14 protein-coding genes are annotated in these 21,903 nt (G+C 72.0%); 5 read left to right on the forward strand and 9 right to left on the reverse strand.

Translation table 11 applies throughout. The annotated features are described in order from the left end of the window. Positions 1-49 precede the first annotated feature (49 nt). The 5 genes from AB0G08_RS06415 to AB0G08_RS06435 all read right to left on the reverse strand — a co-directional run bounded on the left by AB0G08_RS06415 (position 50) and on the right by AB0G08_RS06435 (position 9,783). The gene (locus tag AB0G08_RS06415; protein ID WP_358083999.1) at positions 50-1,459 is read right to left on the reverse strand and encodes an ABC transporter substrate-binding protein; all 1,410 of its coding nucleotides are present in this window, start codon (positions 1,457-1,459) and stop codon (positions 50-52) included. A gap of 20 nt (positions 1,460-1,479) precedes the next feature. After that, on the reverse strand, positions 1,480-2,310 hold the full coding sequence (locus tag AB0G08_RS06420; protein WP_358084002.1) for a carbohydrate ABC transporter permease: 831 nt from the start codon (positions 2,308-2,310) through the stop codon (positions 1,480-1,482). Next, positions 2,307-3,272, reverse strand: coding sequence for a sugar ABC transporter permease (locus AB0G08_RS06425; protein ID WP_358084005.1), 966 nt, complete (start codon positions 3,270-3,272; stop codon positions 2,307-2,309). Before AB0G08_RS06425 ends, AB0G08_RS06420 begins: the two co-directional genes overlap by 4 nt. A gap of 293 nt (positions 3,273-3,565) precedes the next feature. Further along, positions 3,566-9,028: a carboxyl transferase domain-containing protein gene (locus AB0G08_RS06430; protein WP_358084008.1), complete on the reverse strand. Its 5,463-nt coding sequence runs from the start codon at positions 9,026-9,028 to the stop codon at positions 3,566-3,568. A gap of 374 nt (positions 9,029-9,402) precedes the next feature. Beyond that, positions 9,403-9,783, reverse strand: a complete 381-nt coding sequence (locus AB0G08_RS06435; RefSeq protein ID WP_358084011.1) for an MmcQ/YjbR family DNA-binding protein — start codon at positions 9,781-9,783, stop codon at positions 9,403-9,405. A gap of 315 nt (positions 9,784-10,098) precedes the next feature. On the opposite strand from AB0G08_RS06435, the gene AB0G08_RS06440 reads away from it, so the two are divergent. Next, positions 10,099-11,322: a multidrug effflux MFS transporter gene (locus AB0G08_RS06440; RefSeq protein WP_358084195.1), complete on the forward strand. Its 1,224-nt coding sequence runs from the start codon at positions 10,099-10,101 to the stop codon at positions 11,320-11,322. A 592-nt stretch (positions 11,323-11,914) separates the two neighbouring features. Here AB0G08_RS06440 and AB0G08_RS06445 read toward each other — a convergent pair. Further along, positions 11,915-12,382, reverse strand: a complete 468-nt coding sequence (locus AB0G08_RS06445; protein WP_358084013.1) for a DUF4265 domain-containing protein — start codon at positions 12,380-12,382, stop codon at positions 11,915-11,917. A 223-nt stretch (positions 12,383-12,605) separates the two neighbouring features. On the opposite strand from AB0G08_RS06445, the gene AB0G08_RS06450 reads away from it, so the two are divergent. Together AB0G08_RS06450 and AB0G08_RS06455 are read left to right on the forward strand one after the other, a co-directional pair. Next, positions 12,606-13,208, forward strand: a complete 603-nt coding sequence (locus AB0G08_RS06450) for an SMI1/KNR4 family protein (protein ID WP_358084016.1) — start codon at positions 12,606-12,608, stop codon at positions 13,206-13,208. 178 nt (positions 13,209-13,386) lie between these two features. After that, the gene (locus tag AB0G08_RS06455) at positions 13,387-14,217 is read left to right on the forward strand and encodes a TIGR02452 family protein (RefSeq protein ID WP_358084019.1); all 831 of its coding nucleotides are present in this window, start codon (positions 13,387-13,389) and stop codon (positions 14,215-14,217) included. 59 nt (positions 14,218-14,276) lie between these two features. On the opposite strand, the gene AB0G08_RS06460 is transcribed toward AB0G08_RS06455, so the two are convergent. Beyond that, a complete protein-coding gene (locus AB0G08_RS06460) occupies positions 14,277-14,807 on the reverse strand; it encodes an SRPBCC family protein (RefSeq protein WP_358084022.1) in 531 nt (176 codons plus the stop codon). A gap of 317 nt (positions 14,808-15,124) precedes the next feature. Between AB0G08_RS06460 and AB0G08_RS06465 the strand changes: the two genes are divergently transcribed. Then, on the forward strand, positions 15,125-16,450 hold the full coding sequence (locus AB0G08_RS06465; RefSeq protein ID WP_358084025.1) for an FAD-dependent oxidoreductase: 1,326 nt from the start codon (positions 15,125-15,127) through the stop codon (positions 16,448-16,450). 145 nt (positions 16,451-16,595) lie between these two features. Further along, entirely contained in the window at positions 16,596-17,972 is a 1,377-nt protein-coding gene (locus AB0G08_RS06470) for an FAD-dependent oxidoreductase (protein ID WP_358084028.1), read from the forward strand. 228 nt (positions 17,973-18,200) lie between these two features. Here the strand turns inward: AB0G08_RS06470 and AB0G08_RS06475 are convergent, their stop codons facing one another. Further along, positions 18,201-20,261, reverse strand: a complete 2,061-nt coding sequence (locus AB0G08_RS06475) for an N-acetylmuramoyl-L-alanine amidase (RefSeq protein WP_358084031.1) — start codon at positions 20,259-20,261, stop codon at positions 18,201-18,203. Positions 20,262-20,281: 20 nt separating this feature from the next. Beyond that, on the reverse strand, positions 20,282-21,733 hold the full coding sequence (locus AB0G08_RS06480; RefSeq protein WP_358084034.1) for a VCBS repeat-containing protein: 1,452 nt from the start codon (positions 21,731-21,733) through the stop codon (positions 20,282-20,284). Between the last annotated feature and the right edge of the window lie 170 nt (positions 21,734-21,903).

Here is a 21,903-nt window from a genome sequence, read left to right on the forward strand (position 1 = left end):
GGACGCCGTCACCGCGGGCCACCCGGGTGGCCCGCGGTGACGGCGGGGCTCAGCCGACCGACTTGTTGTAACTGTCGATGGCGCTCTGCACGCTCGCCGCGGCGTCCTTCATGGCCTGGTCGGCCGGCTTGCTACCGACGATCGCCGCCTCGAGGCCGTCCTCGGACGCCTTGCGGGCCTGCGGCATCACGCCCAGCAGGCACCCGGCCGACGCGACCGACGGCGGCAGCGCGTGCAGCTGGTCGACGGCGGTGCGGAACTGGGGGAACTTCGCCATCCAGTCCTTGTCGATCTGCTCGTCGAGCGCCTTGGCGTTGATCGGCACGTACCCGGTGCTGGTGTGCCACTTGGCCTGCTGGACCGGGCCGGAGGCGAACTTCACGAACTCCCAGGCGGCCCGCTTCTCCTTGTCGCTGTGGCCGACACCGTTGATCCACAGCGAGGCGCCACCGATGATCGGCCCGCCGGTGGACGAGCTGCTCACCTTCGGGTACGGGGCGGTGAGCACGGTGAACTTGCCCTTCGCGGCGTCGACGTAGCCGCGCAGCACGCTGGTGGACTCCAGGTGCATGGCGACCGTGCCCGACTTGAACGCGGCCTGGGCGTCGTCGGTCTTGCGGCCGGTGTTCGTCGCGTAGCCGCCCTTCACCAGGTCCGTCCACCACTGCGCGACCCGCACGGCCGTCTCCTGGTCGAACTGCACCTTGGTGGCCAGGCCGCTGCGCCCGTTGCCCTTGTCGCAGTACTCCTTGCCGTCGGTGGCGAGCAGCTGCTCCACCAGCCAGCCGTAGATGGCGGCGTTGAAGCCGTACTGGACGGTCTTGCCGCTGGCGTCCTTGACCGTGAGCTTCTTCGCCAGCTCGCCGATCTCGGTGAGGTCCTTCGGCGGCTTCGTCGGGTCGAGGCCGGCCCGCTCGAACGCCTCCTTGTTGATGTAGAGCAGGGGCGTCGAGGAGTTGAACGGCATCGACCAGAGCTTGCCGTCGACCGAGTAGTAGCTGGCGATGTTCGGCTCGATGTCGCCGGCGTTGAAGCCGTCCTTCTCGATGAACCTGTGCATCGGCACGACCTGCTTCGAGTCGACCATGAAGCGGCTGCCGATGTCGTAGATCTGCACCAGGGCCGGCGTGCTCTTCTGCTGCACCGACGCCTTGTACTTCGCGATCGTCTCGTCGTAACTGCCCTGGAAGACCGCCTTGACCTCGACCTTGCCCCCGCTCTGGGCGTTGAAGTCGGCCACGAGCTGGTCGACGGCGGTGGCGTTGGCCCCCTTCATCGCGTGCCAGAACTCGATCGTGGTCTTGTCCGTGGCCTTCTCCAGCACCTCGGCGCCGGGCGCGTCCAGCGCGCCGCTGCCGCCGTCGGTGCCGGACCCGGAGTCGCCGCAGGCCGTGAGCGCGGCGGCGGCCACGACGGCGACGAACGCCGCCGCCGTACGGCGGAGCCGAGGTCTTCTCATTGGTTCTCCTTCTCGATGGTTCAACGCAGCGCCCCGGCGGTCAGCCCGCGGACGATGTAGCGCTGGCCGAAGATCACGACGGCCAGCGTGGGCAGCAGCGACAACGCGACGCCGGCGAGGACGAGACCCGGCTGCGCCGCCTCGGCGTCGTTGAGCTGGGAGATGCCGATCTGCAGCGTCTGGAACTCGGTGTCGCGGATCAGGATCAGCGGCCAGAAGTACTGGTTCCAGGCCGAGAGGAAGACGTAGACCCCGACCGCCGCGATGGAGGGCTTGGACAGCGGCACGATGACCCGCCACAGCAGCCGCCAGTGGCCGCACCCGTCGATCACCGCAGCGTCGCGCAACTCGCTGGGAAACTGCAGGAACGCCTGCCGCAGCAGGAACGTCCCGAACGCCGAGGCGAGGAAGGGCAGCACCAGGCCGAGGTACGTCAGCCCGCCCCGCGTCAGGCCCCAGTCGGAGATGGCCAGGTAGTTGGGGATGATGATCGCTTCCCACGGCACCATGAGGGTGGCGAGGAAGAGGCTGAACGTCGCCGCCTTCGCGGGCAGGCGAAGGAACGCGAAGGCGTACGCGGCGAAGATGCTGGTCACGACCTGCGCCACCGTGACGACCCCGGCCTGCACGGCGGAGTTCGCGTAGAAGCGGCCGAGCGGCACCGAGCGGAACACGTCGGTGACGTTCTGCCAGTGCAGCGCGCTCGGCACCAGCGCGGGCGGATAGGTCGCCAGGTCGCCGGGGCCCATCACGGCGCCGACGAAGCCGTAGTAGACCGGGAAGAGCACGGGGATCGCCGCCAGGCCGAGCACGAGGTAGACGGCGACCCGCCCGAGGTTGAGCTTTTTCATCGGTAGTGGACCCGCCGTTCGAGGACGCCGAATTGGACGGCCGTGCAGCCGAGCATGATGACCAGCAGCACGACGGCCTGCGCGCTGGCCGCGCCGAAGTCGGAGGAGCCGAAGGCGAACGCCTTCTCGTAGATCGAGTAGACCAGGGTCGTGGTGGCCTGGTCCGGCCCGCCCTTGGTCAGGATGTGGATCTGCCCGAAGCTCTGCAACGCGTGGATCGTGGAGACCACGACGAGGAAGAACAGCTGCGGGGAGAGCAGCGGCACGGTGATCCGCGACGCCAGCCGCCACCCGGTCGCGCCGTCCAGCCGCGCCGCCTCGACCACCTCGGGCGAGATCGCCGAGACCCCGGCGGAGAGCACGAGGATGTTGTAGCCGAAGTTCATCCACACCGTCGCGGCGCAGACGGCGGGCAGCGCGATCGACGGGTCGGTGAGCCAGTTGACCCGGTCGATCCCCAGCGAGCCGAGCAGGCCGTTCGCCACCCCGATCGCGGGGTTGTAGATGACGGCGAAGATGACCGACGCGGTCGCCACCGAGAACGCGAACGGCAGCGCGAACGCGGTGCGCAGCGTCCGTACGCCGCGGATGCGCGCCTCCAGCAGCAGCACCACGAAGAGCGCGCCCAGCACGGCCGGCACCACGGAGAAGAGCGTGAACAGCGCCGTCGTGGCCAGCACCTCGCCGAACTCCGCGGACAGCATGTCCCGGTAGTGTGCCGCGCCGACGTACTCCGACGCGGCGCCGAAGATGTCGTTGCCGTGCACCGACAGGTACAGCGTCCGCCCGAGCGGCCAGAACACGAACAGGGCGAAGACCGCCACCGAGGGCAGCAGCATCAGCCAGGCGAGACCGGTTTCGCCGAAGCGTGCGCGCCGGACCTGTCGGGCGGTGGAGGGCGCGGACACGGGGGTCAGGGAGCGGTCGCCCGGTGGCGCGCCGACGGTGGAAGGGGGAGGCACCGCAGCACCCTACCAACGCCATCGAAGGATAGACATCATTTGGTCACGGGCGTGTAAGGCGCCGTACATGCCGTGTTCATCTGGTGCCTGTCGGTCGAATCCGAGGCGGATCGCCGGGAGGGCGTCGAGGCCAGGTGCCGCTCGGCGCACCCCGTACCGCCGTGCGCCGCGCGACGCGGAAGGCGCCCGCACCGGCACGGACGCGGGACGCGTCCGCACCGGTACAGGCGCCCGGCGGGCGAGCAGGCCGGCGTGCGGCGCCACGGCGAGGTCCTCGCCGTGGCGCGCCACCGTCAGCGCAGGCGGGCCTCGATGGCCTCGATGATGCGCGGGCGCAGTTCCGCCGCGCGGACGACGGCGTCGACGGAGCCGACGTCGACCGCGCGCTGGATGTTGTGCACCCGGTCGAACTCCGCGGCCACCTCGCCGAGCTTTTCCACGCGCACCGACGAGCGCAGCTCGTCGAGCTCCGCGGTCAACGCCGCCCGGTCCGTGCCGGAGGCGGCCGCGACGCGGGCCTCCAGCTCCCGCACGCGCGGGTCGGCCGCGGTACGGGCGTTGACGTCGCCGGAGAACACCACCGCGGCGGCGGGGGCGCCGCCGAGCACCGAGGCGAACGAGCCCTCCAGCGCGAGCACGGTCATGTTCGGGTTCAGCGCCTTCGAGAAGACCACGAACGCGCCACCGTGGTACCGCGAGATCACGCAGAACACGATGGGCCCGCGGAAGTTCACGATCGCGCGGCCGATCTCGGCGCCGTACTCCAGTTGCAGCTTCCGCATCGACTCCGGCGAGCCGTCGAAGCCCGACAGGTTCGCCAGCACCACCAGCGGCCGGTTGCCGCTGGCCGCGTTGATCGCCCGCGCGGCCTTCTTCGACGACCGCGGGAACAGCGTGCCCGCGGTGTAGGTGTCCGGGCCGTCGGTGGGCGGGAACCCGCGCCGCGGCACCGCCCGCGACTCGATGCCGATCAGGCACACCGGCATGCCGCCGAGATGTACGTCCTGCACCGCCACGGTCTCCGCGTCGGCCATGCCCGCCCACCGCTCCAGCACCGGGTGGTCCTGGTCGGAGAGCGCCCGCATCACGGTCCGGATGTCGAACGGCTTCTTGCGGTCCGGGTTGGCCTCGGCGGAGAAGATCTCGCCGACGGTGGTGAAGTCGCTGCCCACCACGACGTGCGGGAAGTCGGAGATGTCGCGGTCGACGGGGTCGGTCGTCCGCGCCCGCCGCGGTGCCTCCTCGCCGGGCGCGACGTACGTGTGCTCGTAGTGCGCCATCAGCACGTCCCGCGCGGCGGTCAGGTTCGGCGCCCAGTACTGCGCCTGCCCGTTCGGGCCCATCACCCGGTCGTAGCCGCCGATGCCGAAGTTGTCCTCGGCCGACACCCCGCCGGAGAAGTCGAGCGACTGCTTGCCGGTGAGCACCATCGCCGAGTCCGGCGTCATCACCAGGACGCCCTTGGTGTGCATCAGCATCGTCGCCTCGGCGTTCCAGTACGGCTGCGCGCCGACGGTGATGCCCGCGACCACGATGTTGATCTCGCCGCCGTCCTGGGTGAACTCGACGATCCGCTTGAGCGCCGCAGCCACCCAGTCCATGTTCTCCGTGCCCGACTCCATCGAGATCCGGGCGCCCGCGGACAGCGCGTACCACTCCAGGGGCACCTGCATCCGCTCGGCCAGGTCCAGCGCGGCGATCACGCGGCGGCACTCCGGCTCCGACAGCGCGCCGAGCGCCTTCGTCGGGTCGCCGAGCAGCACGACCCTGGTGACGCCCTGCGGGTGCCGCCGGGTCGGCGTGGTCACCACGCCCGCGACGATCGCCGCGCTGTTGCGCCCCTTCGGCCGGTCGACCGGCACCAGCGCGTGGTCGTCGTCGAGGTCGTGCTCGACGAAGTTGCCGAGCAGGCCGGTCAGCTCGTACGGGTACACCGCGTTGCGGCTGCTCGCGCGCAGCACCTTCTGCCGGTAGTCGTCGAGCGGCTCGACCGGCTCGTCCGACGGCTCGCCGACGGTCAGCTCGGTGCCGCCGGTGGCGTCGAAGGAGATGCGTACGGCGATCTTGCTCAGTTCGCCGGTCCGCCGGTCGCGCTGGCGCGCGATGAACAGGATCTCCTCCAGCCCGGCGCCCGCGGTCGTCGGCAGCACGCGCCGGGCGATCATCCTCAGCTCCGCGCGGGTGAGGTCGCTCGGCGGCCAGACGTAGACCACGATCCGGTTGGTGCTGAAGCGCTTCTTCGACGGCCGCCGCGACTGCGCGCGGCGGATCGAGTCGAGGCAGGTGGCGAGGACGTCCTCGGCCGTCGGCAGCGCGACCAGCCGGCCGTCGTGCTCGCGCAGCTCGGTCAGGTCGCGCACCTGCGCGAACGCGACGAGGCGGTCGTCCGACGGGTTCTCCCGCGCCACGCACTGGAAGAGGTAGACCTCCTCGTCCGACGACGGCAGCCGGGTGAGGTCGAACTTGCTCAGCCGCTCCATCTGCATCCGCTGCGCGATGTACGGGTGCAGGCCGCGGATCAGCCGCTCCTCGATCATCCCGATGGTCGAGGGACGGAACGTGAAGTGGTGGTGCATCACCGCGCCGCTGCGACCCGCGACGGTGGTGGTCAGCCTGCGGACCTGGTTCGGCAGCGGGTGCGCGCTGACGACCTCGTGCAGCGCCGCCGCCATCGCGTCGAAGTCCGCCGGCTGGTTCTCCCAGGCCAGGTAGATGTCGACGTCGATGGCGTCGTGGCCGCTCGCCAGCTCCGTGAGGCCGCGCAGCGCGCTGCCCAGCGCGTCGAAGCTCACCGCGGAGGAGACCACGCACGAGTCCGTCCGCTCGGCGACGACGAACGTGCAGCCCTCGGCCTCGCTGGTGCGGACGTCGGTGAGGTCCTTGTTGCCGTAGTACCGCCGGGTCAGCACCTCCAGCATGACCGCGTTGTCCAGGTGGTCGCGGACGATCCGCTGGCCGAGCAGCCGCACCAGCGGCTCGGTGGAGCGCACCATCTCGGCGATGCGCTCGGCGCGGTCCGGCGCGTCCGGGTGCGCGTCCAGGTGGCGCAGGTGGCGGCGGACGTCGGCGTAGACGCGGGCGCGGTTGCGGCGCAGCAGCGGCTGGGCGAACCAGGCGAACACCACGCCGCGCGCGAGGTCGCAGACCACGGGGAAGCGGACCTGCGTCGCGGCCACCAGCCGCTCCAGCGCGAGGCCGGCCGGCTCGCGCAGCGACTCGTCCGGCGGCGGCTCCCGCAGCCAGGCGCGCAGCAACGTCGCGACGACCGTGGCGTCGGCGGACGCGCGCTGCTGGGCGAGGAAGATCCGGAACACGGCGGCTTCGAGCGCGGGGGAGCGCTCCAGCTCGGTGACGCCGTAGTGCCCGAGCGCCTTGGCGAGCTTGGCCTGGAACGCCTCCGGCAGCCCGGCCCGGTCGACGTCGAGGCACTGCAGGTAGGTGTGGAAGTACTCGCGGGCGCTGGGCACGTGGCCGGCACCGCCGCCGTCCTCGCCCGTCGGCCGGTTGCGGCTCAGCTCGGTGAGGTCGGCGAACACGCCGATGAGGCCGAGTTCGTCGGCCAGCGGCCGGTGGCCGTCCTCGGTGGCCGCCCGGCGCGCGGCGAGGTAGTCGTCGAGCAGCCGGCGCTCGTCGTGCGGGTCGACGTCGAAGCCGAGCAGCAGGCTGCGCAGGTCCTCCTGGCCGCGCGTGGCGCGCTCCCGCGCGGGGATGGTCGCGGGCGCGGCGGGCAGGTCCAGCTCGACGGCCTCGCCGGCCGAGGTCTCACCGGCCTCGGCGTCGTCGGCGAGCGGCTCCAGCCGCAGCAGCGGCGCACCCGTCTCCACCTGGGTGCCCACGGCCACGACGCATTCCTTCAGCCGCGCCCTGAACGGCGCCCGCAGCACCGTCTCCATCTTCATGCTCTCCAGCACCAGCACCGGCGCGCCCGCCTCGACCTCGGCGCCGACCTTCAGCGGCGTGGCGACGACCAGCGCGGGCGAGGGCGAACGGAGGACGCCGCCCTCGTCGCGGCTGACCCGGTGCGCCACGCCGTCGACCTCGACCAGGTGGATCGGGCCGTGCGTGCCGATGAGCAGGCGGTAGCGGGTGCCGTTGACGAGGATCTGCCCGGTGTGCCGGTCGAAGCGGTCGAGCTCGACGTCGGCGGTGCGGACGGTCGTACCCGCCTCGATGCCGACGCGGAACCGGTGCGCGCCCACCCGCGCGACGCGCACGCGGTACGCGACGCCCCGCAGCTTGAGGTCGAGCGGCCGGCCGCTCTCGTGCTGTACCTGCGGGCGCCCGCCGAACGCCGTCGACAGCAGCCGCTGCCGCTCGACGCGTTCCTCCTCCTCGTACGCCTCGATGGCGGCGGCCGCCAGCGCGACGGCGGAGTGTCGGTGCGTCACGAGCCTGCCCTCGCCCCGGACGCGGTCGATCCAGCCGGTGTCCGCGCTGGCGTCGACCACCTCCGGCTGGTCGAGCAGGTCGAGCACGAAGCTCTTGTTCGTCGTGCCGCCCTCGATGATCACCGTGGTCTGCGCCATCGCCCGGCGCAGCCTGCCGAGCGCCTCGTCGCGGTCGCGGCCGTACGCGATGATCTTCGCGATCATCGAGTCGAAGTCGGCGGGGATGGTGTCGCCCTCGCTGACGCCGGTGTCCACGCGGATGCCCGGCCCGGCGGGCAGGTCCAGCCGCGCGATGCGGCCGGGGGAGGGCGCGAAGTCGCGGTCGGGGTCCTCGGCGTTCAGCCGGGCCTCGATGGCGTGGCCGCGCTCCACCGGCGGCTCGCCCTCGAGCCGCCCGCCCGCGGCCACGTGCAGCTGCGCCTTGACCAGGTCGAATCCCGTGGTGGACTCGGTGATCGGGTGCTCCACCTGCAGGCGGGTGTTGACCTCGAGGAACGCGAACAGCTTGTCGCCGGGGTGGTAGAGGAACTCCACGGTCGCCGCGCCGCGGTAACCGACCGCGACAGCCAGCCGTTCGGCCGACGCCTTGAGTTCGGCCGTCTGCTCCGGACCGAGCACCGGCGACGCCGACTCCTCGATGACCTTCTGGTTGCGCCGCTGCACCGAGCAGTCGCGGACCCCGAGCGCCCACGCGGTGCCCTGGCCGTCGGCGATCACCTGGACCTCGACGTGCCGGGCGCCGGTGACCAGGCGCTCCAGGAACACGACGCCGCTGCCGAACGCCCGCGCGGCCTCCTGGCTGGTGCGCTCGTAGGCGTCGGCGAGCTCGGCCTCGCTCGTGATCACGCGGATGCCGCGCCCGCCGCCGCCGGCGGTCGCCTTCAGCATCAGCGGGTAGCCGATCCCGGCCGCCGCCGCCAGGGCGGCGTCCAGGGTCTCGACCGCGCCGCGGCTCCACGGCGCGACCGGCACGCCGACCTCCTCGGCGAGCAGCTTCGCGCCGATCTTGTCGCCGAGCTTGCGCATGGCGTCCGGGCTCGGTCCGACGAAGGTGACCCCGACCTTCTCGCATAGCTCCGCGAACGCCGGGTCCTCGGCGACGAAGCCCCAGCCGACCCACGCGGCGTCGGCCCCGGTCTCCACCAGCGCACGCTCCAGCACCTTCAGGTCGAGGTACGGGCGCGCGGACGCGGGACCGAGGTCGTAGGACAGGTCCGCCTCGCGGACGAAGGTGGCCGTACGGTCGACGTCGGTGTGCAGGGCGACGGTCTCGATCCGTGTCCCGGTCTCCGCGGCGATGTCCCGTACGGCGTGGATGAGCCGCATGGCGGCCTCACCACGGTTGACGATGGCGACACGACTGAACACCGACCGAGCCCTCCTTTAGACCAATGATGCGCGCGCCGCGATGCGGCGGCACCTTCGGCAGTGTCCACCCTTCTGCCTGTGGATCAAAAGGTCAGGGGGCCGAGTCCTCGTGGCGAGCGCCGGGCATCACGGCCATGAGCAGCCAAAACGCCGCCCGGGGCCTTGATCGTTTCCCGGCATGTGCTGCGGTCTTCCACTTCGTGGGAGGGTCCTTCCATCGTGCTCAGATGTTACTGACGGGTCCGTCTCGACCGGCGCCGCCGCGCGCCGGCCAGGGCGTGGCCCTCGGGCGTGCTCGCGCGGGTCGTCCCGTGCGAGCGCGACGTCGCCGCCGTGGGCCTGCGGACCGACCACGGCGCGCGAGGTGCGGGGGCTCAGGAAGGAGCGGTGCCGTCGTCGAGGTCGCCGGCGAGCGGCTCCGGGACCCGCATGCGCCACGCGTCGGTGACGAGTTCCCTCAGGCGGTCCACGGTCACCTGCGCCAGCCGCAGCATGACCAGGGGCAGCCCGTCGTACGCGGGCGTGGTGAAGAAGACCTCGGGCTCGCCGAGGAGCAACGCCTGCTTCTCCGCCTCGTCGCCGACGTACAGCACCGCGACGTCGGTCCGGATGACGCGCGGCCTGCCGGGTCGGCGCTCCGGGTAGGACCAGACGAACCCCTTGTCGGCGACCCGGAAGTCGAAGCCCTCGCTGTCGACCTCGACCACGTGCGGCAGCGCCCGTGCCAGGTGCCGGACGTCGTCGGCGTCAGCCATCGAGGTTGCTCCAGAACATCGTCTCCCGCACCCGCGCAGACTAGCCGCCGCGTGGGACACGACCGCGCCCGGCGAGCCCGTTTCCACTGCCTCGGCGCGCCTCGTCGCTCGCCCCACGACCGCCGCCGCAGGGCTGTGAGCTCGGTTACCTCACCGCCGAGCGGGAATGAGATCACCGGATCCGGATTTGGAGCCAGATGTGACTCCTGCACCCTGCCCAGCCCGGCTGCGCACCGACCGGTCGGAGGCGAGCCGATGACGGCCGCCGTCGACGCCCCCGAGAACCCGGCAGCCCCGCTGACGCGGGGTGACCTGATGAGCCCCCGGCAGCGCCTGCGGCTGGTCCTCGTCCTCGGCTCGCTGACCGCGGTGGGCCCGCTGACCATCGACATGTACCTGCCCGCGCTTCCCGCGCTCGTCGCCGACTTCCAGACCACGTCGGCGGCGGTCCAGCTGACCCTCACCGGCACGCTGGCGGGCCTCGCCCTCGGCCAGTTGCTGATCGGCCCGCTCTCCGACGCCGTCGGCCGGCGCGCCCCGCTGATCGCCGGCGTCGCGCTGCACGTCGTGGCGTCGCTGCTCTGCGTCGTCGCGCCGAACATCGCGGTGCTCGGCGCGTTGCGGGTGGTGCAGGGCCTCGGCGTCGCCGCGGCCTCCGTGGTCGCGATGGCCGTGGTCCGTGACCTGTTCGACGGCGCGGCCTTCGCCAAGCTGCTCTCCCGGCTGCTGCTGGTCATGGGGGCGGCGCCGATCCTCGCGCCGACCCTCGGGGGCGGGGTGCTGCGCTGGACGGACTGGCGCGGCGTGTTCGTGGCGCTGGCCGCGTTCGGCGTCCTGCTCGTCGTCGTCGCCGCGCTCGGCCTCCCCGAGACGCTGCCGCCCGACCGGCGCCGGCGCGGTGGCGTGGTCGCGACGGTGGCGCTCTACGGCTCGCTGCTGCGCGACCGTACGTTCGTGGGCCTGGTCCTGGTCGCCGGGCTGGCCATGGCCGCGCTGTTCGCGTACGTGGCCGGGTCGTCGTTCGTCCTGCAGGAGCAGTACGGCCTGGACGAGCAGGAGTTCGGGTTCGCCTTCGGGGCGGGCGCGGTCGGGCTGATCGCGGCGACCCAGTTCAACGTACGGCTGCTGCGCCGCCACTCGCCGCAGCGGATCCTCGTCGTCGCCCTGGGCGCGGGGAGCGTGGCCGGACTGGCGCTGCTCGCCTTCGCCGTGACCGGCCTCGGTGGGCTGCCGAGCCTGCTGGCGTCGCTGTGGGTGGTGCTCGCGGCGGCGGGCCTGGCGATGCCGAACGCGCCGGCCCTGGCCCTGTCCCGCCACGGGGAGGCGGCCGGTACGGCCTCCGCCCTGCTCGGCGCCGTGCAGTTCGGCGTCGGTGCGCTGGCCGCGCCCCTGGTGGGCGTGCTGGGCACCGGCGCGGTCGCCATGGCCGTCGTCGTCGCGGGGGGCATGCTGGCGGCGACGGCGGTCCTGCTCGTGGTCGTGCGACCGGCCCGGCTCGCCGGCCTCGAGCCGGATGCGGTGGTCCTGGCCGCGCACTGACCTGTCGGCGGACCGATCCGCAGCGGGGCAGCCGTGCCGGAATCGCGGAAGCGGGCATCCGTCGCGCGCCCGGCCGGCTCAGTCTGTTCCGGCAGCGTCCGTGCGTGCGTCAAGGTCCGCTTGACGTGGCGGGCCGGCGACGGCCCGCTTCCCCGGAGGGCGGACCGGCGGCAGGCGGGGGCTAGGTAGGGCTTCCTGCTCACGTGAGGCCCGCTCAGGTGCTGGGCGGGTTTTGGCCGCGCCGCCAAACCTCACCTTGGACGGCATGACGCTCCGCCGCGTACCGCTCTTGCGTAGACCTGGCATCGCGGGCCGCAGCCGAGTCCTCGGGCGAGGAGTGCCGCTTCCGGTCTCGCCAGCCAAGGAAGATGAATGCCGCGATCAGCAACGCGACAACCGCTACGAGGGACACCACCACCGGCTTCATGCCATCGACGCTACGACATGCGTGTCAGAAAGCGCCGTCGGCTTCGTCCGGCGGGTGACTGACTCGGGGAGTCGTAGCCCTCAGTTGACCGATGAGGCACCACCCAGTGGCGACACCGAGCACCGTGGTCATCGATCCGTAACCGATTCCCCGACGAACACATGATCATGGAGCGGCTGCCTGCCACGCTGCGGTGACACACAGCTCATCGACGGTCCAGCGGCCGTCGCGTTCACCGTCGCGTAAGAGCCACCGCACCCGTGGCAGATCCGCTGTCGGTGGAACATCGAGGACGACAAGTCCGAACATGCCCGCCCCGCTCACCTGCAACGGGGCGAAGTCAGCCAGGACAACGTCCTCGAAGTGTTCAAGATCGTTCCCATCAGGGGCCCAGATGCGGATCGCGCAGTAGCCCGATGCCGCGACCTTCTCCTTGACCCACCACTGGCCGTCGCGGTCGCGCTCGACACGAAAAATGTCGTGCATCGCGGCGTCGAACGCGCCCCGCGGCGCCCTCGGCAACCGCACCCGATCCGGTGCCACCAGTTCCGCGCCCATCCCCATGCTCGTCGCATTGCTGCCAGGCGGCATGAGAAACCACACCTGCACCCACCCGTCCGGCAGGTTGAGCATCAACTTTCTCCTTCCCGGCGATCGATCAGCGTTCGACACCCTAAGCACGCAGGGCGCCACCGATATTGGCAGCGGTACGCGGCGATCCCGGTCGTTCTTGGGCAGGCCGGAGACCACCACGACGTGACGACCAGGCCGGGCCGCCCGTGGACGATAACCTGCTGTCCGAGAACTGGCAGGGACGCCGGTATTCGGAGCGCCCAGAAGGTGAATCATGGTGAGTATGGACCGGGCGATGATCGCCGAGGCGGCGATACGCCGTATCGACGCGTGGCTCCGACAGCACGCGCCCCGAGCTCGTGCGGTGCTGCGACCGCCGGCTTCAGAGACCGATCTCGCAGCGGCTCAGGAGGCGGTCGGCCGGCAACTGCCACCCGACCTGCGGGCCTGGTGGCTGTATGCCGACGGAGCACGTTTCGGCCTTGACGTCGATGGCGGCACGCTCATCCCGCCCGGTTTCGTTCCCTACTCTGTCGACCAGGCCCTCGAGAGCCGCCGATTGTGGATGGACGTCGCCCGGCAGCTCGCGCTCTTCGACCAGCTGGAAGCCTTCATCAGCTCGGAGAACAACCGTCCGGCCGGAACGAGATGCGACACCTGGCTGCCCGCCTGGCTGCCCGTCGCCACCAACGGAGGCGGCGGAAACCTGTTCGTGGACCTGCGTGGCGGCCCTAAGCACGGCTGCGTCATGGAGTTCTACCGGGATGTGGGAGCCATGGCTGAGCACGAGTGGGCGGACATGGCCGCAATGCTCTATGACATCGCCGACCGTCTGGCGGAGAACGAGGCGTACCTTGATGACGCGGGCCGGATCTTCTGGCCGTGATGCCACACCAACGGTCGCTGGAGCCCGGCGGAAACTCGCCGGTCGCGATGCGTTCGGCGAGGTCGTCGGCGGTCTGCTCGTAGCGGTAGCACGGTGGAAAGCGGTTGTCGGCGAGGTGGTGGCCCCCTAGCCTGCTGGCTGTGCATGCCCCCAAGCAGCGGATGCGCCGGGTGAACCGGTGAGCAGCCGCCTCCGCGAGGTCGCCCGGCAGACGGTGGCGATCGCCGAGTTCGGCCGGTACCGCACCGGCGCCGGCGACGAGGTCGTCATCGGTGCGCAGGTGCGGGCCGCCGTCGCCGGCACCCGTCACCACCTGCCCGACGAGGTGCTCCCGGTCGGGGAGACGGTGGCCGGGGCCGGCGACGTCGAGGTGACGTACGAGTCGACGTTGCAGGCGGCCCACCGGCTCGGGCCGGGTGCGGCGTGTCTCGTGTTCGCATCGGCCAAGAATCCGGGCGGCGGGTTCCTCGGCGGGGCGAAGGCGCAGGAGGAGAGCATCGCGCGATCGTCCGCGCTGTACCCGTGCCTGCTCGCCGCGCCCGACTTCTACGCGTTCCACCGCGGCCAGCGCGACCTGCGATACAGCGATCGGGTCATCTACTCCCCGCGCGTGCCGGTGTTCCGTGACGACAAGGGCACCCTGCTCGACCAGCCGTACACGACGTCGTTCCTGACCGCCGCGGCGCCGAACCTCGGCGCGATCGTCCGCAACCAGCCCGCGCACGCCGCCGATGTGCCGGCGGTCCTGCGCCGCCGTGCGCGGCGGGTGCTCGAGGTGGCCGCCGCGCACGGGCATCGGACGATCGTGTTGGGCGCGTGGGGGTGTGGCGTGTTTCGCAACGATCCCGCCACGGTGGCGGCTGCCTTCGCCGACGCGCTGCGCGAGGTCGACCGGTTCGACCGCGTGGTGTTCGCCATCCGCGACAACCTGTCGGGCACTCCCGTGTACGGCGCGTTCGTGGCACGTTTCAGGACCACCGCGCCCGGCCCGGCAGGCGGTCGCGGCTGAGCGGTGCGGCTCGACGACGCGCGAGCCCGGTGCCAACCGCGCAGCGCCGCCGGCCGTGGTCAGCGCGGCTGCTCGGCGAGGCCCCGGATGCCCTGCAACGTGTCGGTCATGGCGTCCCGCAGCGCGGCCAGCCGGCGTTCGATGACCTCCTCCTCGTGCTCCGGGGCCCGGTCGATGACCAGGCTGAGCCCGGTGCGGCTGGGGCCGATCCGCACGGAGTGCGACAGCCGGCAGCCGCCGTCCTCGGCGGTGAGGCGGTACTGCCAGGTGGCACCCGGCCGGCTCGGGTCGGCGGGGCCGCCGCCGAAGCGGTTGTCGGGGTCGAGCACCACCCAACCGAAGACCTGTGGCTCGTCGAACCGCACGATGTGCGAGACGGTGCGCCACTCGCCCAACGCGGGATGCTGGTTGTGCCCCTCGAACCGGGCGCCGAGCTTCGGCCCCTCGCTGCCGTCCAGCCACCGCACCCGGCGCAGCTCCGAACTGAACCGCACGGGCAGCTCGATGTCCGTGACCAGCTCCCACACCCGGGCGGGATCGGCTGCCAGGTGGAGGTCGCACTCGACCGCCGGGCCGTCGACGTAGCGCACGGCATCCTCCTTCTCGTGTCCTTCACGGTCCTTCGCTCTTTCCGACCGCACCCGCCGTCGGAGGACGGGCGACAGCCGCACCGCACAAGGATGGCCCTCGGAGGGCCGACCGCGCAGCCCCGACGCGCTGACGCGTGTCGATCGGTGGCGCCGCCGCGATCGGCGTGACCGCCCGCGGTGCGGGGCGGTCCGGCAGGTGGGGGCCGGTATGGGCCCGTCCGGCCGCTGGGCCACGCTCGCCCTCGCTGTCGGTGTTACGACCGGCGGGTGACCCGGCGTCGGGGTCATGGCGGCGGCGCAAACGGGTATGCCGACGCATGGGAACCGAGGTGGTCGTGGTCGGCGCCGGCTTCTCCGGGCTGGCCGCCGCGCTCACGCTCGCCCGCGCCGGCGTGCGGACGCGGGTGCTGGAGGCGCGCGACCGGTTGGGTGGGCGGGTGCTCACCCGGTGGCTGGCCGACGGCACCCAGCTCGATCTGGGCGCCCAGTGGGTCGGCCCGACCCAGGACCGGGTCAACGGGCTGCTCGCCCGGTACGGGATCGCCACCTTTCCCTCCGCGGCGTACGGCGCGTCGTCGGTGCTGTTCCCCGACGGCCGGCACGCCGGGCCGCCCGAGGCCGCCGCGAAAGTCCTCGACCTGCTCGACGCCTACGCCGAGCGGGTGGACCCCGCCGCGCCGTGGGCGGGGGCCGAGGCCGCCGAGTGGGACCGTACGACGCTGGCCGGCTGGCTGCGCGCGGCCGCCCCGGACCCGGCCACCGCGCGCTATCTCGGGCGGCTGCTCGCGGGCGGTCTGCTGGCCGCCGGGCCGGACGAGGTCTCCCTGCTCCAGCTGGCGTTCTACCTGCGCGCCGGCGGCGGCAGCCGGGCGCTGCTCGCCATGGCCGGTGGCGCGCAGCAGGACCGGATCGTCGGCGGACCGCCGGTGCTGGCCGAGGCGCTGGCCGCCGCGCTCGGCCCGGACGCGGTGCGGCTCTGCGCGCCCGTGCGGGCGATCGGGCAGGACCGCGCCGGCGTGGTCGTGCACACCGACACCGACCGCGTCGAGGCGGACGCGGTGGTGGTCGCCGTGCCGCCGACGCTGGCCGGGCGCATCCGGTACGACCCGCCTCTGCCGCCCCTGCGCGACGCGCTCACCCAGCGGATGCCGATGGGCTCGGCGATCAAGGTCCACGCGATCTACCCGGAGCCGTTCTGGCGCGCGGACGGCCGTTCCGGTGTCGCCTTCTGCCTCGTTGGGCCGGTCACCGAGACGGTGGACAACAGCACCCCGGCCTCCCCGCGCGGGGTGCTGACCGCCTTCAGCTACGGCCCGGAGGCGAACGCCCTGCGACGGATGTCGCCGCAGGCCCGGCGCGCCAGCCTGCTCGACGCCCTGGCCACCGTCGCCGGACCGGCGGCCGGACGGCCCGAGGAGTTCGTCGAGTACGACTGGTCGGCGGACGAGTGGACGCGGGGGTGCTTCTGCGGGGCGCCGACCCCCGGCTCGTGGTGCGGCTACGGCCCGGAGCTGCGCCGACCCGTGGGGCGGGTGCACTGGGCCGGCACGGAGACCGCCACCCGGTGGGCGGGATACCTGGACGGGGCGATCGAGGCCGGCGAGCGGGCGGCGGCGGAGATCCTGGCGCGGCAGGGCAACTGACCCCGCCGCGCCGCTTCGCGGACCCGTCCGGGGGCCGCGGCTGTGCGACGATCGTCGGGCGTCGTGCCGACCGGTCCGCCCACGCACCGGTCTCCGGCAGGCATGCGGGAAGGCGCCACCTCGTTCGTCCCCCTTGGAGAGCATGATGTCCATGTCCCCGGCGCGGGTGCTCGCCGCGCTGAACGCGGTGCGGCCACCCGACCGGGCGTCCCCGGTCATCGGCAGGGCCGTCGTGATCGGCGGCAGTGTCGCCGGGTTGATGGCGGCCCGCGTGTTGTCCGACTACGCGGAGAGCGTCGTCGTCGTCGACCGGGACGATCTACAGGTGACCGGCGGGCGGCCGGGCGTGCCACAGGGCACGCAGCTGCACGCGCTGCTGCCCGGCGGCTTCCTCCAGCTCGAGCGGCTGTTTCCGGGATTCCGCGAACAGGCCGTGGCCCAGGGGGCGATCGAGGCGCCGCCCGCCGCCAGGCGGAACTACCTCGACGGCCGCCTGAAGGTCGTCGTACCCGACGACGCCGACAGCCTGGCGGGCACCCGACCCCTTCTGGAGGGGCTGATCCGCCAGCAGGTGCTGCGACTGCCCAACGTCAAGACGGTCACCGCCCGCGCCACGGGTCTCGTGTGCGACGGTGCCGTGACCACCGGGGTCCGCTGCGATGCCGGTGGCGTGCCCGGCGTCGAGTCGGGCGATCTCGTGGTGGACGCCATGGGACGCTCGAGCAGGCTTTCCGAGTGGTTGGAGCAGGCCGGCTGGGATCGGCCCGCCCTGCGGCGGATGACCGTGAACCTCAACTACGCGACCGCCCTGTTCCGACGCCGTGAGGCGGACCCCGAGGCCACGGTCGTCCTGGCGCTGCACACGCCGAGGAAGTCGTCGGACGTGGCCGGCGCCGCGTTCTTCGCCGTCGAGGGCGGCCGGTGGATGGCCATGATGGCCGGTTACGGCGAGAACCGTCCAGGGCGCACCGCGGACGACTTCGTACGCCGGCTGCGCGACCAGTTCCCGCCGGAGTTCGGCGAGGTCGCCGGGAACGAGCTGCTCGGCGACGTCCAGACCTACCATCATGCCGACAGCCGGCGGCGGGACTTCCACGGGCTGAAGCGGCTCCCGGCCGGGCTCGTCAGCGTCGGCGACGCGGTCGCCTCGTTCAACCCGGTGTACGGGCAGGGGATGACGGCGGCGGCCCTGCACGCCGCGTGCCTGTCGACGTACCTGCGGTCGGGCCCGGATCCGGGCGTGCCCGCGCGCCGGTTCTTCGCCCTGCAGAAGGTCGTGGTCGACGTGGCCTGGTCGATGTCGACCTCCGCCGACCTGGCGCTGCCGCACGTCGACGGGCCCTACCCGCGCGGCTACCGGTTCTCCAGCTGGGTCAGCAGGCAGATCGTCGCGGCGACCGTCACGGACGTGCCGACCGCCCGGCGCTTCAACGAGGTCGTGTCAATGCGTGCCCACCCGAGCTCGCTGGCCACACCCGGCGTGATCCTGGGCGCGCTGCGCGCCAACCGCCGCGCCCGCTGACCGGGCCGCCGAGGCCACCCGCCGGGGCCGGCGTCCGGGTGCCGGCCGGCGACTCGCGGAGCCCGGTGGAGCCCTGAGGTCGGCTGACCGCTCGGGGTGAGCTGCGACGCTGTCCTCGGTCCCACCCGGACACCCGGCTTCGCACGTCACCACTGGTCCGTGCCGCCGCCGCTCGGTGGTCGTCCCCGCCGTGACCCGGTCTCGGCGGTCACGGCGGGGATCCGTCGGTCAGAGGGTGGTTTCGCCGTTGAGGCCGAAGAAGTCGTGCCATTTGGTGCTGGGGTTGAAGGTGGTGCCGGTGGAGAGTGCGACGTAGACGTCGTTGGTGGTGTTCTTGGTGAAGACGATGATGTCGTCTTTGCCGTCGCCGTTGGCGTCGGCGAGGTAGGGGAATTCGCCGGTGAGGCAGAAGTGGTCGTGCCATTTGATGGTGGTGCCGGCGAACGACGTGCCGGTGGAGGTGGCGGCGTAGACGTCGGCGTTGGTGTTGCAGGTGAAGGTGACGATGTCGTCGCGGCCGTCGCCGTTGATGTCGCCGACGCGGGGTTGTTCGGTGCCGACGGCGAAGAGGTCGTGCCATTTTTGTGGTGTGCCGAAGGTGGTGCCGGTGGAGAGGGCGACGATGACGTCGGAGGCGGTGGTGGGTCCTTGGGTGAAGGTGATGATGTCGTCTTTGCCGTCGCCGTTGACGTCGCCGAGGGCGGGGTGTTCGCCGGTGATGGAGAAGTAGTCGTGCCACTTCACTGCGGTTCCGGTGAATGATGTTCCGGTGGAGAGGGCGACGTAGACGTCGGCGGTGTTGTCGTGGGTGAAGGTGATGATGTCGTCGCGGTTGTCGCCGTTGACGTCGCCGACGGCGGCGACTTCGGTGTGGGGGGCGAACCAGTCGTGCCATTTGGTGCTGGGGTTGAAGCCGGTGCCGGTGGAGAGTGAGACGTGGACGTCGGCGAGGGTGCCGTGGGTGAAGGCGACGATGTCGTCGCGGTTGTCGCCGTTGAAGTCTCCGGTGAGCAGGGTTTCGCCGTTGAGGCCGAAGAAGTCGTTCCACTTGACGGAGGTGCCGGCGAAGGTGGTGCCGGTGGAGGTGGCGACGTAGACGTCGTTGAGGGTGCCCTGGGTGAAGGCGACGATGTCGTCGCGGCCGTCGCCGGTGAAATCCGTGGGCGAACCCGCCAGATACCGACCACCGGCACCGGCGTTGACCAGGGAGATGTAGTAGTTCCAGTTCCAGTGGGGACCGGGATCGGTGTGGTCGTTGCCCGGCATCTCGTGGTGGCCCTTGATCGCGGTGCGGTTCTTCGGCAGGCCGTACTTGTCGCAGAGGTAGCGGGTCAGCGCGGCCGACGAGCGGTACATGGCGTCGGTGAACCAGCTCGGGTTGTCGACGTAGCCCTCGTGCTCGATGCCCAGCGAGTACGGGTTGGCCGACCGCGCGTGGTAGGCGGTGTCGCCCTCGCGCACCATCTGGGTGACCTCGCCGTTGCTCGACTTCACCACGTAGTGCGCGCTCACCCCCGCCGACGGGTTCTGGAACCAGCTCACCGTGCCGGCGTACGAGCCCTGGGTCACGTGCACCACGACGGTGGTGATCCGCGAGGACCGGCCCGCCGCGTAGTTGCCGCCGTACGCCGCGATCCAGCGGGCCGGCGCGTACTCCGGCACCGCCGCGGCGAGAGCGCCCGGCGCCGCCGCCCCGGCGGGGGCGACGCGGGCGTAGCGGCCGAGTTCCGGCTGTACCCGCCGGGGCGCGACCCGTACGGAGGCCGTGGTGATGCCGTCGCGCAGGAGGTCGTAGACGTGGTCGGCGTACAGGCGGGCCGTCGCGTCGTCGGCGGCGTGCGCGTACCGCGCGACCACCGGGTACCAGGCGGAGAGCCGGTCCCGGTCGGCGGCCGTGAGCCGCTCGGCGTCGGCGATGTCGCGCAGGAGGGCCGCGCCGCCCCTGATGTTGGCTGAGGTCACCGACCTGAGAGCGGCCACCGGCTGCCCGGTCAACTCGGCCGCCCGCTCCAGGGTGCGTTGCCGGGGGTTGCTGACCAGGTGCATCACGCCGTAGCCGTTGGCCTGGCTGGGCTGGCCCTCGTGGCCGTCGAGCCGGGTCTCGCCGTAGCCGACGGCGACCAGCAGGTCCCTGGGTACGTCGAACTCGCCGGCCGCCCGGATGAAGGCCGTGTCCAACGCAGTGGTGGGCGTGGCCGTGGCGGCGGTGGCCGGCGCGACGGGGCTCAGCAGCGCCGCCGCGAGGACGGCGGCGGCGCCTGCGCGCCAGGAGAGTCTGCTGGGTCTCATGGTGGTCTCCCGTCCGCGGGTCACAGGGTGGTCTCGCCGTTCAGGCCGAAGTAGTCGTGCCACCTGGCGCTGGCGCCGAAGCCGGTGCCGGTGGAGAGTCCGACGTAGACGTCGTTGGTGGCGCCCTTGGTGAAGACGACGATGTCGTCCCTGCCGTCGCCGTCGACGTCGGCGAGGTAGGGAAACTCGCCGGTGAGGCAGAAGAAGTCGTGCCACTTGACGGTGGTGCCGGCGAACGACGTGCCGGTGGAGGTGGCGGCGTAGACGTCGGCGTTGGTGTTGCAGGTGAAGGTGACGATGTCGTCGCGGCCGTCGCCGTTGATGTCGCCGACGCGCGGCAGTTCGGCACCGACGGCGAACAGGTCGTGCCACTTCTGCGGGGCGCCGAAGGACGACCCCGTCGACAGGGCGACGATGACGTCGGAGGCGGTGGCGGGTCCCTGGGTGAAGGTGATGATGTCGTCGCGGCCGTCGCCGTCGACGTCGCCCAGGGCCGGGTACTCGCCGGCGATCGAGAAGTAGTCGTGCCACTTCACCGCCGTCCCGGCGAACGACGACCCCGTGGACAGCGCCACGTAGACGTCGCCGGCCGCGTTGTGCGTGAAGGCGACGATGTCGTCGCGGCCGTCGCCGTTGACGTCGCCGACCGCACCGATCTCCGCGCCGGGGGCGAACCAGTCGTGCCACTTCTGGCCGCCGCCGAAGCTGGTCCCGTTCGACAGCGCCACGTAGACGTCGCCGGTGTTGCTGTGCGCGAAGGTGACGATGTCGTCGCGGCCGTCGCCGTTCACGTCACCGGTCGAGGCCGTCTCGCCGCCGATGGAGAAGAAGTCGTTCCACTTCACGGAGGTCCCGGCGAAGCCCGCGCCCGTGGAGGTGCCGACGTAGACGTCGGCGAGGGCGTTCTGGGTGAAGCTGACGATGTCGTCGCGCCCGTCCCCGCTGACGTCGGTGGCGGACCCACCGGCGATGGCGTGGGTGCGCGCCGCCTCGTCGAGCAGGGTCCGCGCCTTGGCCGCCACCTGGTCGTAGCGGTCGGGGAAGCCGGAGCGCTGCACGCACTGGGCGACCTGACCGGCGGTGTAGCGGGGGTTGTTCCGGTCGCAGACGATCGCGCGGGTGATGTACTGCGTGCTGGCGTAGACCGGGTCCATGATCTGCTCCGGCGTGCCCCAGCCGTAGTCCCAGCGCTGTTGGAACACCCCGAGCGAGGACTTGTCGCCGCACGGCAGGTTGTTCATGTGCGACTCGACCCAGCCGGCCTCGAACGCGGAGAGCATGACCTTGTCGTTGACGTCGTGGGCGCGGGCGACCCGGTAGACGATCAGGCTGATCGCGGGGTCGTGGTTGGCGGGGATGGTGGAACAGGCCAGTGTGCCGATCGGCGCGTCGGCCTGCGCCGGCGCGGTCGCCGCGACCGACGCCAGCGCGGTGCAGAGGCCGACCAGCAGGGCGAGGGGAGTACGTCTCACGATGCTCCTCTGAGGGGTGTCAGCGGGGCGGCGAGCGGTTCCGCCACGGGGGCGCGCTCTCCCGCCGGGAGGCTGACGGATGCGCCGCCGCGTCGACACCTCCTCGTCGGTGGGAAATCGATTGCCGAGGAGTATCGCCAGGACCCAGACGGCTGTCAATGCGTCCTGGA

Source organism: Micromonospora sp. NPDC023644 (genome assembly GCF_040640115.1).
GTDB lineage: Bacteria > Actinomycetota > Actinomycetes > Mycobacteriales > Micromonosporaceae > Micromonospora.